The organism is Luteimonas sp. MC1572 (assembly GCF_016615815.1).
In the GTDB taxonomy this organism is placed as follows: domain Bacteria; phylum Pseudomonadota; class Gammaproteobacteria; order Xanthomonadales; family Xanthomonadaceae; genus Luteimonas.
This window is the reverse complement of sequence record NZ_CP067112.1, coordinates 2,096,057-2,112,122: the sequence shown is the minus strand read 5'-3', so window position 1 is coordinate 2,112,122 and position 16,066 is coordinate 2,096,057. Positions and strand designations below refer to the sequence as shown.

At 69.6% G+C, this 16,066-nt stretch carries 14 protein-coding genes and 1 tRNA gene; 5 read left to right on the top strand and 10 right to left on the bottom strand.

Translation table 11 applies throughout. The annotated features are described in order from the left end of the window. The first annotated feature begins 13 nt into the window (after window positions 1-13). The 3 genes from ihfA to JGR64_RS09655 all read left to right on the top strand — a co-directional run bounded on the left by ihfA (window position 14) and on the right by JGR64_RS09655 (window position 801). Complete coding sequence (gene ihfA / locus JGR64_RS09665) at window positions 14-316, top strand: integration host factor subunit alpha (protein ID WP_182820422.1); 303 nt, start codon at window positions 14-16, stop codon at window positions 314-316. Beyond that, complete coding sequence (locus JGR64_RS09660; RefSeq protein ID WP_199373128.1) at window positions 309-665, top strand: MerR family transcriptional regulator; 357 nt, start codon at window positions 309-311, stop codon at window positions 663-665. The genes ihfA and JGR64_RS09660 overlap by 8 nt, the downstream gene beginning before the upstream one ends. 59 nt (window positions 666-724) lie before the next feature. Beyond that, window positions 725-801: transfer RNA gene (locus tag JGR64_RS09655), tRNA-Pro, on the top strand. Window positions 802-872: 71 nt separating this feature from the next. On the opposite strand, the gene JGR64_RS09650 is transcribed toward JGR64_RS09655, so the two are convergent. Continuing rightward, window positions 873-1,904 carry a diguanylate cyclase gene (locus tag JGR64_RS09650; protein WP_199373127.1) on the bottom strand — a complete coding sequence of 344 codons (1,032 nt, stop codon included), beginning with the start codon at window positions 1,902-1,904 and terminating at the stop codon, window positions 873-875. A 263-nt stretch (window positions 1,905-2,167) separates the two neighbouring features. On the opposite strand from JGR64_RS09650, the gene JGR64_RS09645 reads away from it, so the two are divergent. Then, window positions 2,168-3,133 (top strand): TraB/GumN family protein, encoded by a 966-nt coding sequence (locus JGR64_RS09645; RefSeq protein ID WP_233348048.1) that lies wholly within the window; start codon window positions 2,168-2,170, stop codon window positions 3,131-3,133. Window positions 3,134-3,148: 15 nt separating this feature from the next. Here the strand turns inward: JGR64_RS09645 and dxs are convergent, their stop codons facing one another. The 5 genes from dxs to JGR64_RS09620 all read right to left on the bottom strand — a co-directional run bounded on the left by dxs (window position 3,149) and on the right by JGR64_RS09620 (window position 9,498). Then, window positions 3,149-5,062, bottom strand: a complete 1,914-nt coding sequence (dxs, locus tag JGR64_RS09640) for a 1-deoxy-D-xylulose-5-phosphate synthase (RefSeq protein WP_199373125.1) — start codon at window positions 5,060-5,062, stop codon at window positions 3,149-3,151. 69 nt (window positions 5,063-5,131) lie between these two features. Then, on the bottom strand, window positions 5,132-6,280 hold the full coding sequence (locus JGR64_RS09635; RefSeq protein WP_199373124.1) for a hypothetical protein: 1,149 nt from the start codon (window positions 6,278-6,280) through the stop codon (window positions 5,132-5,134). Between the two features lie 157 nt (window positions 6,281-6,437). After that, complete coding sequence (locus tag JGR64_RS09630; RefSeq protein WP_199373123.1) at window positions 6,438-7,094, bottom strand: HNH endonuclease; 657 nt, start codon at window positions 7,092-7,094, stop codon at window positions 6,438-6,440. 81 nt (window positions 7,095-7,175) lie between these two features. Beyond that, window positions 7,176-8,966 (bottom strand): acyl-CoA dehydrogenase C-terminal domain-containing protein, encoded by a 1,791-nt coding sequence (locus JGR64_RS09625; RefSeq protein ID WP_199373122.1) that lies wholly within the window; start codon window positions 8,964-8,966, stop codon window positions 7,176-7,178. Window positions 8,967-9,021: 55 nt separating this feature from the next. Then, window positions 9,022-9,498 (bottom strand): LEA type 2 family protein, encoded by a 477-nt coding sequence (locus JGR64_RS09620; RefSeq protein ID WP_199373121.1) that lies wholly within the window; start codon window positions 9,496-9,498, stop codon window positions 9,022-9,024. A 158-nt stretch (window positions 9,499-9,656) separates the two neighbouring features. Here JGR64_RS09620 and JGR64_RS09615 point away from each other — a divergent pair, with 158 nt between their 5' ends. Then, complete coding sequence (locus tag JGR64_RS09615) at window positions 9,657-10,289, top strand: hypothetical protein (protein ID WP_199373120.1); 633 nt, start codon at window positions 9,657-9,659, stop codon at window positions 10,287-10,289. 30 nt (window positions 10,290-10,319) lie between these two features. Here the strand turns inward: JGR64_RS09615 and JGR64_RS09610 are convergent, their stop codons facing one another. Genes JGR64_RS09610 through phoB form a run of 4 tightly spaced genes read right to left on the bottom strand, consistent with a single transcriptional unit; the run spans window position 10,320 to window position 16,058 of the window. Next, a complete protein-coding gene (locus tag JGR64_RS09610; RefSeq protein ID WP_199373119.1) occupies window positions 10,320-11,855 on the bottom strand; it encodes a Ppx/GppA phosphatase family protein in 1,536 nt (511 codons plus the stop codon). Beyond that, the gene (ppk1, locus tag JGR64_RS09605; protein ID WP_199373268.1) at window positions 11,852-13,957 is read right to left on the bottom strand and encodes a polyphosphate kinase 1; all 2,106 of its coding nucleotides are present in this window, start codon (window positions 13,955-13,957) and stop codon (window positions 11,852-11,854) included. The genes JGR64_RS09610 and ppk1 overlap by 4 nt, the downstream gene beginning before the upstream one ends. 52 nt (window positions 13,958-14,009) lie before the next feature. Then, window positions 14,010-15,359, bottom strand: a complete 1,350-nt coding sequence (gene phoR / locus JGR64_RS09600) for a phosphate regulon sensor histidine kinase PhoR (protein ID WP_199373118.1) — start codon at window positions 15,357-15,359, stop codon at window positions 14,010-14,012. 9 nt (window positions 15,360-15,368) lie between these two features. Then, window positions 15,369-16,058: a phosphate regulon transcriptional regulator PhoB gene (gene phoB / locus JGR64_RS09595; RefSeq protein WP_199373117.1), complete on the bottom strand. Its 690-nt coding sequence runs from the start codon at window positions 16,056-16,058 to the stop codon at window positions 15,369-15,371. Window positions 16,059-16,066: the final 8 nt, after the last annotated feature.

Below are 16,066 nucleotides of genomic sequence, written 5' to 3'. Positions count from 1 at the left end.
GCAGGGGGATGGCATGGCGTTGACGAAGGCGGAAATGGCCGAACGGTTGTACGAAGAGGTTGGCCTGAACAAGCGCGAAGCGAAGGAATTCGTGGACGCGTTCTTCGTCGCCCTGCGCGAAGCCCTGCAGGGCGGTCGCCAGGTGAAGCTCTCCGGCTTCGGCAATTTCGACCTGCGCCGCAAGAACCAGCGTCCCGGCCGCAACCCCAAGACCGGCGAGGAAATCCCGATTTCCGCGCGCACGGTGGTCACCTTCCGTCCCGGCCAGAAGCTCAAGGAACGCGTGGAAGCGTACGCGGGAGGCACCCATGCTTGACCCCGGCAGCAACCGAGAACTCCCGCCCATCCCGGCCAAGCGCTACTTCACCATTGGTGAAGTGAGCGAGCTGTGCGACGTCAAGCCGCACGTGCTGCGCTACTGGGAAACCGAATTCCCGAGCCTCAGCCCGGTCAAGCGCCGTGGCAACCGGCGCTACTACCAGCGCCACGACGTGCTGATGGTGCGCCAGATCCGCGGCCTGCTGTACGAGCAGGGTTACACCATCGGTGGCGCCCGCCTGCGGCTCGAGGGCGAAGACGCGAAGGACGAGTCCGCGCTCAGCAGCCAGATCATCCGCCAGGTGCGGCTGGAGCTCGAAGACGTCCTGCAGCTCCTGCGTCGTTGAACAACTTGCCGGCGAGAGCGCGCATGAAGGCGCGGCGCCGGCTATAATCCGCACCCATCCGGGGTATAGCGCAGCCTGGTAGCGCACTTGTCTGGGGGACAAGTGGTCGTCGGTTCGAATCCGGCTACCCCGACCAAATTTGTGTGACTTCAACGGCCCGCGATCATTCGCGGGCCGTTTTTTATTGGCCGCGCGTGGCCGGTCGGGTCACGTGCGTGCGAGCACCATGCGATTGCGACCGCTGCGCTTGGCTTCGTACAGCGCTGCGTCGGCGGCGTTGACCCAGTCTTCGATGCGTGCGTGGTTGGGCCGCGCCGACGCGATGCCGATGCTCACCGAGTGCGACAGGTCGGGCGCCTGCGGCAGGCGGATGGTCTCGACGGCGGCGCGGAACGCCTCGGCCGTCGCGGCCGCCTCGGTCAGGCCGGTGGCCGGGCATACCACCGCGAACTCGTCCCCGCCGTAACGCCCGCCGATGTCGCCGGGTCGCAGGGTTTCCTGCAGCAGGGCAGCCACCGCGCGCAGGAGCGCATCACCGGCGATGTGGCCGTAGCGGTCGTTGGCCTGTTTGAACCCGTCGATGTCGATCATCACCAGCACTGCGGGGGACGCTCCCGCGTGCACCTCGTGCAGGGTGCGCGCAACCTCGCGTTCCCAGTGATCGCGCGAGCGCAGCCCGGTCAGCATGTCGGTGCGGCTGAGCAGGTCGAGCTCCTGGTTCTTGCGCAGCACCTTCGCCACCAGTCTGCGTCGCCCATGGCTCACGGCCAGCGTGTGGATCAGCAACATCGGCATGCAGGCCAGCACCACCGCGGTACTGGACGAGGGCGCGAACGCAAAGCCCGTGGCCAGGCCGCCCGCGAGGATCGCGACGCATGTCGGCAACAAGGTGCGCCGGTACAGCCCGGGAATGTCGGTGTTGACCTTGTCCGCGGCAGGGAGTGCCAGCAGCAGCACGGCCGGAAGCAGGTTGAAATGCAGCAGCGGGACCCAGAGCGCCGCGAGCGCCGAGTCGGCGATGAGGTTGCGCTGCTCGGCCGCGAAGGGCGACGCGCTGCGCTGTGCCAGCAGGTGGGCGAGCTGTGGCCAGACCACTCCCGTGAACACGCACAGCGCCCAGAGGAGCGTTCCCGCCTGCAGTTCGAGCAGCACGGTTGCAATCGCCAGCGCGCCGAGTGCCATGCCCAGGACGCGATACGGGTAGACGCGCCGCGGCAGCGTCAACTGGGTGCGGAGCAAATCGAAGCCCGTGCCACGTGCCGGCGCCAGGCGTGCCGTTTGCGGGTCCTGCAACGCGTTCCCCCCCGTTTGGCCGGGGCGATGCCCGGCGCAGCGGGATTATAGTGCGCGACCGGCGGGTGTGACGGCCGCTGGACCTTCGTCCCGCGGCTTGCTCCTACAATGTCGTATTCACAATCGGGGAGTCCTGTATGAGGGTCTTGCATGCTGTGCGCTGTTGCAGCGCCGCGCTCGCCGTGGCCCTCGGGCTCTGCCTGGCGGTCATGGGTATCCCTGCCGCAGCGCAACCTGCCGCGCCCACCACCGGGGCCCCCGACATCCGCGACCTCGAGGCAATGGTGGTATCGGGCACGCGGCCCGGTCCCGGCATGTGGAAGGTGACCAAGGCTGATCACGTGCTCCACATCCTCGGCACGGTGTCGCCCCTGCCGCGGCGCATGGACTGGAATTCGGCCGCCGTCGAGGCGGTCATCGCGCGCTCGCAGGCGGTCATCGAGGCGCCTTACGTGGCCGTGAATTCCGACATCGGGATGTTCCGGGGCCTGGCCCTGGTGCCGGCGATGCTGCGCGCACGCAACAACCCGGCCAAGCGGCCGCTGCGCGAAGTGGTTTCGGCGGACCTGTATGCCCGGTGGGAGGTGCTCAAGGCGCGCTACATGGGCCATGACCGCGGCGTGGAGAAGCGGCGGCCGCTGGTGGCGGCGCAGGAGCTCTACGAAGCGGCATTGAAGAAGTCCGGCTTGCGCATGACCGGCGTGGTCGCGCCGGTGGTGCGCAAGGCGGCGAAGGATGCCGGAGTGCCGCTGGTCGAAAGCAAGGTCGTCCTCACGCTGGAGGACCCCAAGGCCGCGTTGAAGGAACTCAACGACAGCGACCTCGCCGACCGCGAGTGCTTCGCGGGCACCATGGCACGCATCGAAACCGACCTCGACAACATGCGCGCGCGCGCCAATGCCTGGGCCGACGGCGACCTCGAAGCGCTCCGCGCGCTCCCCTACGAGGACCATTACAGGTCGTGCGCGGAGGCGTTGACGACCAGCGCGATCGCCCGGCGGCTGGGATTCGACGACCTGCGCGCGCGCGCCGACGCTGCGTGGCTGGCCAACGTCGACAAGGCGCTGGCCGACAACGCGGTGAGCTTCGCCGTGCTGCCGATGTCGCAACTCATGGCGGATGACGGCCTGCTGGCGCAGCTGCGCGCACGCGGCTACGACGTCCAGGCGCCCTGAGTCCCGCCGCGGCGGTCAGCCCGCGGCGGTGCGCGCCGCAGACGCGGGCAGCGCGACCTGCGGCCAGCGCGAAAGGACAGCGGCGCGGATGCCGGCGGCATCGATTCCGGCCTCGGCCAGCAGGTCCTCGCGGCTGGCGTGGTGCTGGAAGGCATCGGGCAGGCCGAGGTGCAGGACCGGCAGCAGCACGTTTTCGGCCGCCAGCAGCTCGGAGACCGCGGAGCCCGCGCCGCCCATGACCACGTTGTCTTCGATGGTGACAAAGCCTTCGTGGCTCGCCGCCAGCTGCAGCATCAGCTCGCGGTCGAGCGGCTTGATGAAGCGCATGTTGACCACGGTGAGATCGAGTTCGGCGGCGATCGCTTCGGCCGCCGGCACCGTGGCGCCGAACGCGAGCAGGGCGACGCGCGTGCCGGTGCGGCGGAGCTCGGCCTTGCCGATCGGCAGCGTGTCGAGATCGCTGCCGGCGGCGACGCCGGGCCCGCTGCCGCGCGGATAGCGCACCGCCGCGGGGCCGCGATGGCGGAAGCCTGTGGACAGCATCTGCCGGCACTCGTGTTCGTCGGCGGGCGCCATCACCACCATGTTGGGCACGCAGCGCAGGTAGCTCAGGTCGAGGTTGCCGGCGTGGGTGGCGCCATCGGGGCCGACCACGCCGCCACGGTCGATCGCGAACAGCACGTCGAGGTCCTGCACGGCGACGTCGTGCACCAGCTGGTCATAGCCGCGCTGCAGGAACGTCGAGTAGATCGCGACGACCGGCTTCGCGCCTTCGCAGGCCATGCCGGCCGCCAACGTGACCGCGTGCTGCTCGGCGATGGCGACATCGAAGTAGCGCGCCGGATATTCCTTGCTGAAACGCACCAGGCCGGAGCCTTCGCGCATGGCGGGGGTGATCGCCATCAACGTGTCGTCGGCCGCCGCCATGTCGCACAGCCAGTCGCCGAAGATGTCGGTATACGTGGGCTTCTTGACCGCGCCGGGCTTGGACACCAGGCCCTGGTCGGGATCGAACGGCGACACCGCGTGATAGCCGATCTGGTCACCCTCGGCGCGCTCGTAGCCCTTGCCCTTGGTGGTGATGACGTGCAGCAGCTGCGGGCCCTTCAGGCCGCGCACCACCTTCAGCGCCGAGACCAGCGCCTTGATGTCGTTGCCATCGATCGGGCCGGTGTAATGGAAGCCCATCTCCTCGAACAGCGTGGACGGAACGAACATGCCCTTCCAGTGTTCTTCCCAGCGGCGCACGAACTTCGCCGGCGCGCCGCGCTTGTCGCCGAGCAGCTTCTTGCCGCCCTCGCGCAGCGCGTTGAGCGTCTGGCTGCCGGTGGCGCGGCCGAGCATCTTGGTCAGTCCGCCGACGTTCTCGCTGATCGACATGCGGTTGTCGTTGAGCACCACCAGCAGGTTGGGCTCGGGGTCCATGCCGCCGGCGTGGTTGAGCGCCTCGTAGGCCATGCCCGCGGTCATCGCGCCATCGCCGATCACCGCGACCACCTTGCGCTCGTCGCCGGCGCGCGCGGACGCGATCGCCATGCCCAGCGCGGCCGAGATGCTGGTCGAGGAGTGGCCGACGCCGAAGGTGTCGTACTCGCTCTCCTCGCGCTTGGGGAACGGCGCCACGCCGTCCTTCTGCTTAACGGTGTGGATGCTGTCGCGGCGGCCGGTCAGGATCTTGTGCGGATAGGCCTGGTGGCCGACGTCCCAGACGATGCGGTCGCGCGGGGTGTCGTAGAGGTAGTGCAGGGCGGTGGTCAGTTCGACCACGCCAAGGCCGGCGCCGAAGTGGCCGCCGCTCTTGCCGACTGATTCAATGAGGTAGGCGCGCAGCTCGTCCGCGATCGCGGGCAGCTCGGCCTCGTCGAATTCGCGCAGGCGCGCAGGGTTGTCGATGCGCGCGAGGCGCGGATGGCGGGTGGAGTCGATCATCCGCATATTGTAAGACGGCCGGGAGCCGCGGGGCGTGGTGGCCGCCGCAGCCGCATCCCGGCCCCGTGTTCAGCGATTGCGCAGGCGGCCCAGCAGGCCCCCCGAGCGTGCCTTCTCCGGCTCTTCGATGACCGGCGGTGCCTCCGCCACGGCCTCGGCGTAGCCGGTGGCCAGGTTGGCATTGATGAAGTCGGCGACGTCGGCGCCAGGGATGCCGCTGGCTTCCGCGATCTCGGCGACGGTCGCGGGCCCCTTCATCATCGCGGTGGCGATGCGGAAGTGACGCGGATACTCGCGCTCGGTCTGCGGCCACTTGGTCAGCGCATAGCGGCCAGCAGGGTCATGGCCGGGCAGCAGCGCACCACCACCGGCAAGCAGTCCACCCAGCCAGCGAAGGCGTGCCAGCGGCTGCTGTGCGCCGGCACCGGCGGTCTCGCGCGCCCAGGTGGCGGCGTCGACCGGGGCGAAGTCCGACGCTTCGAGCGCGCCCTGGAAATAGCCGGCGAGCGGATTCAACGGCGTCGGACCGTGCCAGCTGTCGTTGTCGGCATCGATGAACAGGGTCGGGCCGGAGGCGCTGCGGAAGCACACGCGGCCGGACAGCGCACCGGGACGCAGCCATGCGGCGAAGTCGTCCGGTACAGGTGCAGCGATTTCGACGGCTTCCGCGGCTTCCGCGACTTCCTCGACGCTGGTGGCTGCGGCGCCGGGCGAGGCGGTGCTTGCGGGACCATCTCGCAGTTCGGCGACTGGATCCGGCTCGGCGACCTCCGCGGCTGCCGCAACGGGAACGGCAGTTTTCACCACGACCGTTGCGGCGGGGGAGTCGCCCTCGGCAGCGCTGGTCGTGGTGGGCGCGTCTTCGACAGTGGTCGCAGCGGTTGCCGCCGGCGCGGCAGCGAGGTCGACACCTACGCTGCGCGCGACATCGGCGAGCAGCTGCGCGACCTGGGCGCCATCGAATGGTCGACCAAGCCGGAACTCGGTCTGGGTGCGCGGCGCGGACGTCAGTCCGATCACGTGGCGTCCGGCGGCATGCAGGCGCAGCCAGCTCATCGGCCCGTACATGCTGTCCATGTCGACCACGACGTGGTCGGCATCTGCTTCAGGGACGAGGCGCCACGCGCCGCCGAGGCGTGCGTTGCCATCATCGAACGCGGCCTTGAGCGCGGTTTCCGTGGCCGGGTCCATGCCGGTCAGGCCGAGGGTCAGCGACATGGGTGAACACTCCGGAAACAATGAGCGGCGAGTGTCCGGGAGCGTGCCAGCTGCGTCAACGCGCGCGCTGCGGCAGTTGCGGCTGCTGTGCGTCACCTGGCGCGGATGTTTGGTGACCGTGGTCGCGCTTGCGCGGCGTTGCGCGCCCGAATGCGGGTCAGTGGCGAGGTTGTTTCGGCAACTGGCTCTTCAGGAACGCCATCTGGTCGGCGAGGATGTTGCGGTTCGAGAGGATCAGGTGCTCGATCCAGCTTGGCCGGTACGGCACCGCGAGCAGCGGCATGGACGCCTGCTGCGGCGTGCGCCCGCCCTTGCGCGAATTGCAGTGGAAACAGGCGGTGACCACGTTTTCCCAGGCGTCCTCGCCCCCCTGCGAAAGCGGATGCACGTGGTCGCGGGTCAGGTGGCGGTGCGCGACGTCGCGCCCGCAGTACAGGCACAGGTGCTGGTCGCGTGCGAACAGCGCGGTGTTGGTCAGCGCCGGGGTCGGATTGAGCGCGCGCGAGCGTGCCTGGCTGCGCGCGGCGACGATCGGATGAAGTTGCACCAGGCTGCGCAGACCGGTGGCGCGGCAGGTGCCGCCGCGCACCGCAAGACAGGGATCACCGAGCGTCCAGGCCACGGCGCCGCGGACGTACAGGCAGGTTGCGTCCTGCCAGCTCATCCAGTCGAGCGCGCGGCCGTGGGCATCGAGGGACAGCAGGCGCACGCGATCAAGCGCATGTCGGCCGGCGCCTTCCGGCGGGCCGACGGCGGCCGGCGGGGCGGGGCCCATGCCGCGGACGAGGCGAAGATTCGCTCTGTCGGGTTCCATGGGAACAACAGCTTATACGCTCCCCGTTACCGCTTGTGTAGCGCCGCCGGAGCTGGCCGGCGGCGGGGCGGCAGACGCCGGTCAGGCGTCGAACGCGTCGGCGTCGAGCGTCATCAGCGATGCGGCGCCGGAGGCCATCGCCTCGGCGTGCGCAAGGGTGCGCGGCAGGATGCGCGCGAAGTAGAAGCGGGCGGTCTCGCGCTTGGCGTCCTTGAACGCCTGGGTACGCGACGAGTCGCGCGCGGCGGCGCTGGCGCGCAGCCACCAGTAGGCCAGCACCACGTAGCCGGAATAGAACAGGTAGTCGTGGCTGGCCGCGCCGAGCTCTTCCGGATTGGCGGCAGCGCGCTGCAGCACGTTCCTCGTCAGCACGCTCCACTCCGCTGCCTTGGCGCGCAGGATGGCGACATCGGCCCCGAGGTCCGCATCGTCGGCATGGGCGGCGCAGAACGCTTCCACTTCCGCCAGGAACAGCTTCAGGCCGGCGCCCTGCGAGGACGCGGTCTTGCGCCCGATCAGGTCCATCGCCTGGATGCCGGTGGTGCCCTCGTACAGGGTGGTGATGCGCGCGTCGCGCGCCAGTTGCTCCATGCCGTGTTCGACGATGTAGCCGTGGCCGCCGAAGCACTGCAGCGCGTTGTAGGTGTTCTCGATGCCCCATTCGGTCTGGCAGGCCTTGGAGATCGGCGTGAGGAAGCCGACCAGGGTCTCGGCGCGCGCGCGCTCGTCGGGATCGCTGGAGTGCGAGGCGATGTCGAGCAGGCTGGCCGCCTGCAGCGCGAGCATGCGGCTGCCTTCCACCAGCGACTTGATTGACAGCAGCATGCGCCGCACGTCGGGGTGGACGATGATCGGGTCGGCGGGCTTGTCGGGGAACTTCGCCCCGGACAGCGAGCGCGACTGCAGGCGTTCGCGGGCGTAGCGCAGTGCGTTCTGGTACGCGCGTTCCGACAGCCCCAGGCCCTGCAGGCCCACGCCGATGCGCGCGGAGTTCATCATCGTGAACATGGCCTTGAGGCCGCCGTGCTTTTCGCCGACCAGATAAGCCTCGGCGCCGTCGAAGTTCATGACGCAGGTGGCCGAGCCCTTGATGCCCATCTTGTGCTCGATCGACCCGCAGCGCAGCGCGTTGCGTTCGCCGATGCTGCCGTCGCGGCCGACCTTGAGCTTGGGCGCCACGAACAGCGAGATGCCCTTGGGGCCGGGCGGCGCGTCCGGCAGCCGCGCCAGCACCAGGTGCACGATGTTGTCGGTGAAGTCGTGCTCGCCGGCGGTGATGAAGATCTTCGTGCCGTGGATGGCATAGGCGCCGTCAGCGGTGGGCTCCGCGCGCGTGCGCAGCAGGCCAAGGTCGGTGCCGCAGTGCGGCTCGGTGAGGCACATGGTGCCGGTCCAGCTGCCCTCGACCAGCGGCTTCAGGAACACCTCGCGCTGCCAGTCCTCGCCGTGCCGCTCGAGCGCCATCACCGCGCCGTGCGACAGCAGCGGGAAATTGCCCCAGGCGAGGTTGGCGGCGTTGATCATTTCGTTGACCGACAGCCCCAGCATGTGCGGCATGCCCTGTCCGCCGAAGGCCGGGTCGGCGGTCAGGCCGGGCCAGCCGGCGTCGATGAACTGCGCATACGCGGCCTTGAAGCCGTCCGGCGTGGTGACATCGCCCGTCGTCGGGTCGTGGTGGCAGCCCTGCTGGTCGCCGACCGCGTTGAGCGGCGCGAGCACGCTGCCGGTGAAGCGCGCGGCTTCCTCGAGCACCGCATCCACCACATCGGCGCTGGCGTCGTGGAATCCGAGGCGCGCGAACAGCGCCTGCGCGTTGAACACGTCGTTGAGCACGAAACGGACGTCGTCGATCGGGGCCTGGTAGTTGCTCATGGTGTCGCGCGGTGTCCTGGTTCTGGGTGGAGTGCGTGGTGCGGGGCGCGGATGGTCAGCGCAGCACGCCGGGCAGGCCGGGCATCGGGCTCAGCGCGCTCTTGCGGAGAATCCTGTAGCTGCGGGATGAACCGCGATCGGCCGGGGCGGCATCGATGCTGCCCTCCAACGCGTAGTCAACGCCACGGCGCGAGGCCAGGGCGTCGGCGAGGAACATCCGCGCGCCGGCGTCGGGACGCATCTTGATGGTGACCACATCGGCTGACTCCGGCCCGATGGTGAGCGCCGGTTGGTGGAGCAGTTGGCCAGCGGCCTGGTCGCCGATGCGGACGTCGAGGGTGACGGTGTCGAAGCGCATCGGGACGCTGCTGTAATTCTGCAGCCGCAGGTCGAGCGACCAGTTGCCATCGGCTGCCACGGTGAGCTGCTGGATGCTGGCGGCGGGCTCGGACACCCTGCGCACGGGCCCGCCCGAGCAGGCCGTCAGCAGGACGCACGCCAGTGCCAGTGTCACGAGGACGCGATGCACCATTCCCTGCTCCTGTGTTGGGTGCCGTGAGCATAGCATCGGGGCGATACGGTCGCGGATGGTGCGCGCGGCACGCCTCGGTTGGCGGGAACCATCGCCGTCTTGCGTTTAAAGTGGGCGGCATGCCACGGCCATGACGGCCCTGGATCACAGGAGCAGCAATGAGCGTCGAGCCGAGCAAGAAGGGTTTCAGGGAGCGCCTGCCGTGGACGATCGCCGCGATCGCGGTGGTCGCGCTGGTGGCCAACCTGGTGTGGGGCCAGAAAGACCGCGGCAGGCCCGACGACGACGCGATCGCCCAGCTCACCGAGCGCATGGCCGCGCTTGAAACCGGTGGTGCGGAACGGGCACCGCGCCGCGCGGCGCAACGCGTGCCGGGCGCGCGGCTGGACGGCGCCGATGGCGACCAGGGCAGCGCATTGGGACGCACGCAATCGCCGGAAGAGGCGGCGGCGGACCGTGATCGCCAACTGCGCGAACTCGAGGCGCAGTTCGCGCGCGACGTCGCCGATCCGGTGACCGGCCCGAAGACCGAAAGCCTCCTGGTGAAGACCATCTCCGGTGAAACCATGGCCGGGACCGGCCTGACGCCAACCAACGTCGACATCGCCTGCAAGAAGGACAGCTGCCGCATCGTGGGCAGCTTCGACCGGATGGGCGATGCGCAGGACTGGGGTCTGTTCTACATCACCGCCGCCGGCGGCAGCGTGCTGTCGCAGACGCAGATGGTATTCGTGCCCAAGCCGGACGGCAGGACCGAAGTGCGCATCTATTCGGCCCGCGCGAAGGGTTGACCGGCGCGCCAGACCAGGGCGCGCCGGGCGTCAGCCCAGCCGGAACACGATCCCGAGGGCGCCGATCTCGCCCGGCTCGCCGTCCAGGTCCGCCTGCAGCAGCGGACGTTCGCCGAGCCAGCGCGGCGGGAGCTGCAGCGACAGCATGTTGCCTTCTGCCACGACGCGCAGGTCGGGGATGTCGGCTTCCTCGTGGCCGCGGTGCAGCAGGACCGCCACCCGCAGCAGGATCGCCAGGCGGCGCGCCTCCGGCAGCAGGCGGTCGGGCAGCGCCTCGAAGGCGGACTTCGGAACCTTGCGCCGGTGCGTACGCACCAGCGCGGCAAGGAACTGCTGCTCCTGGCGCGAGAAACCGGCGATGTCGGAGTACTCGACCACGTAGGCGCCGTGCACCTGGTACTGGCTGTGCGCGATGGAGAGCCCGAGCTCATGCAGCTGGGCGGCCCAGTTCAACATCAGGCGGTCGTCGGGCGACAGCGACCACGCCGCCGCGACCTGGTCGAACAGCGCCAGCGCGGTGGCCGCGACGCGGGCACCCTGGGCCTGGTCGATGCCGTAGCGCAGCACCAGCGCCGCGATCGACGCCTCGCGCGGATCGGCATCGCCGGCGCGCCCCAGCATGTCGTGCAGCACGCCTTCGCGCAGCGCGGCCTTGCTGACCATCATCCGTTGCAGCCCGAGCGTGTCGAACGCAGCCTCCAGGGCGAGCAGTCCGCCGGCGATGATGGGACGGCGGTCCGCCGACAGTGACGGCAGGTCGATGTCGTCGATGTGCTCCGCGCGCAGCAGCCGCTCGCGCACGGTGGCGAGGGCCTCGGCGGTGATCGCACCCTTGGTGAGCTTCATGGTCGCGCAGATTTCGCCGATCGCCTTGTTGGTGCCCGAGGTGCCGATCGCTTCGTGCCAGCCGAGGCTGCGGTAGGCGCTCGCGAACTGCTGGAACTCGGCGGACACCTCGATCAGCGCATCGCGCCATTTGCGCCGCGACAGCCGGCCGTTGGCGAAAAAGCGGCGGGTGGTCGCGATGGACCCGACCTGCACGCTCTCGCGTTCAATGGTGGCGAAGCCGCGGCCGATGATGCATTCGGTCGAACCACCGCCGACGTCGATCACCAGCCGGCGCTGGTCGTTTTTCGGCGGTTGCGCATGCGCGACGCCGAGGTACACCAGGCGTGCCTCCTCGCGACCGGACACGACTTCGATCGCGTGGCCGAGCGCGGTCTCGGCCGGCATCAGGAACGCCTGCGGCGCGGCGAGCCGGCGCACGGTATTGGTGGCGATGGCGCGCACGCGGTGCGGCGGGATGTCGCGGATACGCTGGCCGAAACGCGCCAGGCACTGCAGCGCGCGCTGGCGCACCTCGACCACCAGCCCGCCCTTGGCATCGAGGCCTTCGGCCATGCGCACCGTCTCGCGCAGGCGGTCGACGATGCGCAGCTGGCCCAGCGTGTAGCGCGCAACGACCATGTGATAGCTGTTGGAGCCGAGGTCGATCGCGGCCAGCATGTCGCCGTCGACCAGCGGCTGCGACTGCGAGGCTGTCGCCTGGAGGCGGGCGTCGTTCATCCGCCGGTCCCGGCCATCAGCGCCGCCTGCGCGGAATGCGGCGGTTCGCCTTCGGCGGGCGCGAGCTGGTGGTAGCTGCCGTCGTCCTGCAGCTCCCAGGCGCTGGTGTTGTCGGCCAGGTAGTTGTCGAGCGTTTCCTGGCGCACGCGTTCGGCGATCACCGGGTCGATGATCGGGAAGCAGGTTTCCACGCGCCGCAGCAGGTTGCGCTCCAGCCAGTCGGCGCTGGCGCAGAAGGTCTCAGGCTGGCCGTCGTTCCCGAACCAGTACACGCGGCTGTGCTCGAGGAAGCGGCCGACAATGGAGCGCACGCGGATGTTGTCGGAGACCCCCGGGATCCCCGGGCGCAGCGTGCAGGCACCGCGCACGATCAGGTCGATCTGCACGCCGGCTTGAGAGGCGGCATACAGGGCACGCACCACCTGCGGCTCGTTCAAGGCGTTCATCTTGGCGATGATGCGGCCCGGGCGCCCGGCTTGTGCGAGCTCCGCTTCCCGCTCGATGCGCGCCATCACGCCGGCATGCAGGGTGAAAGGCGATTGCAGCAGGCGCTTGAGCCGGATCGCCGGCGCCAGGCCGGAGATCTGCTGGAAGATCTGGTGCACGTCGCTGCCGATTCCGGGATCGGCGGTGAGCAGCCCGATGTCGGTGTAGGCACGCGCGGTGCCGCTGTGGTAATTGCCGGTGCCCATGTGCACGTAGCGGCGCATGCGCTTGCCCTCGCGGCGTACCACCAGCAGCATCTTGGCGTGGGTCTTGTAGCCCACCACCCCGTACACCACCTGCACGCCGGCGTCCTGCAGGCGGTCGGCGAGGCCGAGGTTGGCCTCCTCGTCGAAGCGCGCGCGCAGCTCGACCACCACGGTGACGTCCTTGCCGTTGCGCGCCGCCTGCACCAGGTGCTCGACGATCGCCGAGTCCTTGCCGGTGCGGTACAGCGTCTGCTTGATGGCGAGCACGCCGGGGTCACTCGACGCCTGCTTGAGAAGTTCCAGCACCGGCGTGAAGGCGTCGAACGGGTGGTGCAGGAGCACGTCGCCGGCGGCGATGCGCTCGAACATCGTGTCGATGCCCGACAATTGCCGGGGCTGGAAGGCCGGGAACTTCAGTTCAGGGCGGTCCACCTCGTTGTAGACCTGGATCACGCGGTTGAGGTTGACCGGTCCGTTGATCCGGTACACCGCGTTGTCGGGCAGGTCGAAGTTGCGCAGCAGCCCCTCGACGATCGGCTTCGGGCAATCGGATGCGATCTCCAGGCGCATCGCGCGCAGGTAGCCACGGCCGACCAGTTCGTCGCGCAGCGCCAGCGCCAGGTTCTCGATCTCGTCCTCGTCGACGATCAGCTCCGAGTTGCGGGTGACGCGGAACTGGTACGCGCCCTTCACCGTCATGCCCGGGAACAGGTCGTCCACGAACTCCGACAGCATCGCCGACAGGAACACGAAGTCGTGCTCGCCGCCCGACACGCGTTCGGGCAGGCGGATGATCCGCGGCAGCGAGCGCGGCGCGCGGACGATCGCCAGGTGCCCGCTGCGCCCGAATGCATCCTTGCCCTTCAGCACCACCACCAGGTTCAGCGACTTGTTGAGGATCTTGGGGAACGGATGCGACGGATCGAGTCCGAGCGGCGACAGCACCGGCAGGATCTCTTCGCGGAAATAGGCGCGCAGCCAGCGCTTCTGGCGCGCGTTCCAGGTATCTCGCGACAGCACGCGCACGCCGGCGTCGGACAGCGCCGGGCGGAGGACCTCGTTCCAGCACTGGTATTGCGCCTCGACCAGGTCCGCGGTGCGTTCGTGGATGCGCTTGAGCACGGCGGCCGGGGCCAGGCCATCGACCGGCAGCGGCATGTCGAAGTCCTGCGCATGGCGCACGGTGGCGGCGCGGATCTCGAAGAACTCGTCGAGGTTGGTGCAGGAAATGCACAGGAAGCGCAGGCGTTCGAGCAGCGGCATCGAAGCATCCTGGGCCTGGGCGAGCACCCGGAAGTTGAAATCCAGCTGCGACAGCTCGCGGTTGAGGTACAGGGCGGGATCGCGCAGCGGGTCGGACTCTGGCTGCTCGGTCGTGGCGGCGACGGCAGCGGACGCCGGCGCCTGCATCGAGGTTGCCAGCTTGTTCGACCGGGGCGCGCTGGCGCGCCGCTTGGGCGTCTTACGGGGCGTGCTCATGGGCGCGCTGTGCTCCGTGGTGGTCGTCGTCGCGCTCTACGATGCGCGCCGCGACGAAGTGGCAGGTGAACGTGCTGCCACGCCCGACCTCGCTCTCGATCCCGAGGCGGGCCTGGTGCAGCTGCAGCACGTGCTTGGCGATCGCGAGCCCCAGCCCGGTGCCACCGGTCTCGCGGGTGCGGCTGGTGGACACGCGATAGAAGCGTTCGGTGAGGCGCGGGAGGTGGTCGGCAGGGATGCCGTAACCGCTGTCGCGCACCGCGAGGTCCGCGCCGCCATCCGGGCTGCGCGTGAATTCGATCGAGATCTCGCCGCCGCTCGGCGTGTAGCGGATCGCGTTGGCCACGAGGTTCGAGAACGCACTGTGCAGCTCGCGAGTGGAGCCCGCCAGGTCGACACCGGCATGGTCGGCGACCGTGACCACGTGCCGGCCCTGGCTGAGCGCTTCGGCCTCGCGCCGCAACGTGGCCAGCATGGATGCCATCGACACCGGCTCGTCCGGCAGCGCCTCCTGCGCTTCCAGCCGCGACAGGGTCAGCAGGTCCTCGACCAGCTGGGTCATGCGCTGCGACTGGCGCTGCATCTCCGCCAGCATCGGTGCCCACTCCGGATTGTCCTCCGGGTCGAACATGTCCAGGTAGCCGTGCACCACGGTCAGCGGCGTGCGCAGCTCGTGCGAGACATTGGCCACGAAATCGCGGCGCATCTGCTCCAGGCGGACCATCTTGCCGACGTCGCGGGCGACCAGCAGCCACAGCGAATCGGAGTAGGGGATCAGGCGCAGGCTCAGGCGCAGGCTGGCATCGACGGGCGAGGCGACGTCGAACATCGGCTCGGCGTGCCGGCCGGCGCTGAGCCAGCGTGCCATCGGCAGCGGCTGCAGCCGCTCGCTGATGCTCGCGCCCTGGTCGCGCGGGTAGTCGAGGCCGAGCAGGGCACCCGCGGCGGTGTTCGACCACAGCAGCCGCTGGCTGTTGCGGTCGACGATCACCAGCGCGTCGGGAAGCACCGAGGCGACGGTGCGGTAGGCGCGCAGCATCTCGACCAGGCGGCGGTCGCGGGCGCGTGCATCCTGCCGCTTGCGGTGCAGCAGGCGCTCGACCTCGCTCCACGCGCCGCGGCCATGGCCCGGAGGCGGCATGCGCTGGCGGGTATCGACGCGCGCCAGAAGTCGGCGCAGGCGCAGCACATGGCCGGCCAGCAGCGCGAGCGCCGCCAGCGCGAGTGCCGGCCACGGCTTGCCGAGCGCCAAGCCCACGACAAGCGCGCCCGCGAGCACCGTGGCCAGGGTGGCGACGGTACGCAGCCAGGCGGAATTTGCGGTGGGCGGCATGCCGCCAGTCTAGACGGAGGCGGAGAATCGGTAACCCGCGCCGCGCACCGTCTGCACCATCGCATCGAGGCTGACAGGCTCCAGCGTCTTGCGCAGGCGACGGATATGCACGTCGACCGTGCGCTCCTCGACATAGACACTGCCGCCCCAGACGTGGTCGAGCAGCTGCGAGCGCGAGTACACGCGGTCTGGATGGGTCATGAAGAAATGCAGCAGCCGGTATTCGGTAGGCCCGATCGAGACCGGTTCGGCGCCGGCGAACACGCGGTGGGCGGCGCCGTCGATGCGCAGCCCGCCGACGTGGACGCTGCCGTCCTCGTCGTCTTCGCGCGAGCGGCGCATGACCGCGCGGATCCGTGCCAGCAGCTCGCGCGAGGAAAACGGCTTGACCACGTAGTCGTCGACGCCGGCTTCCAGGCCGCCGACGCGGTCGTTTTCCTCACCGCGGGCGGTCAGCATGATGATCGGCACGTCGCGCGTCAGCGGCTCGCGCCGCCAGCGCCGTGCCAGCTCGATGCCGCTGGTGCCGGGCAGCATCCAGTCGAGCAGGATCAGGTCGGGCACGCGGTCCGCGATCGCTTCCTGCGCCTGGCGGGCGTCACCGGCATGGACCGGGTCGTAGTCGCCCTTGCGGAGCGCAAAGGCGACCATGTCGCGGATTGCCGGCTCGTCGTCGACGATGAGGATGCGCTTTTGCACGCGTTCAC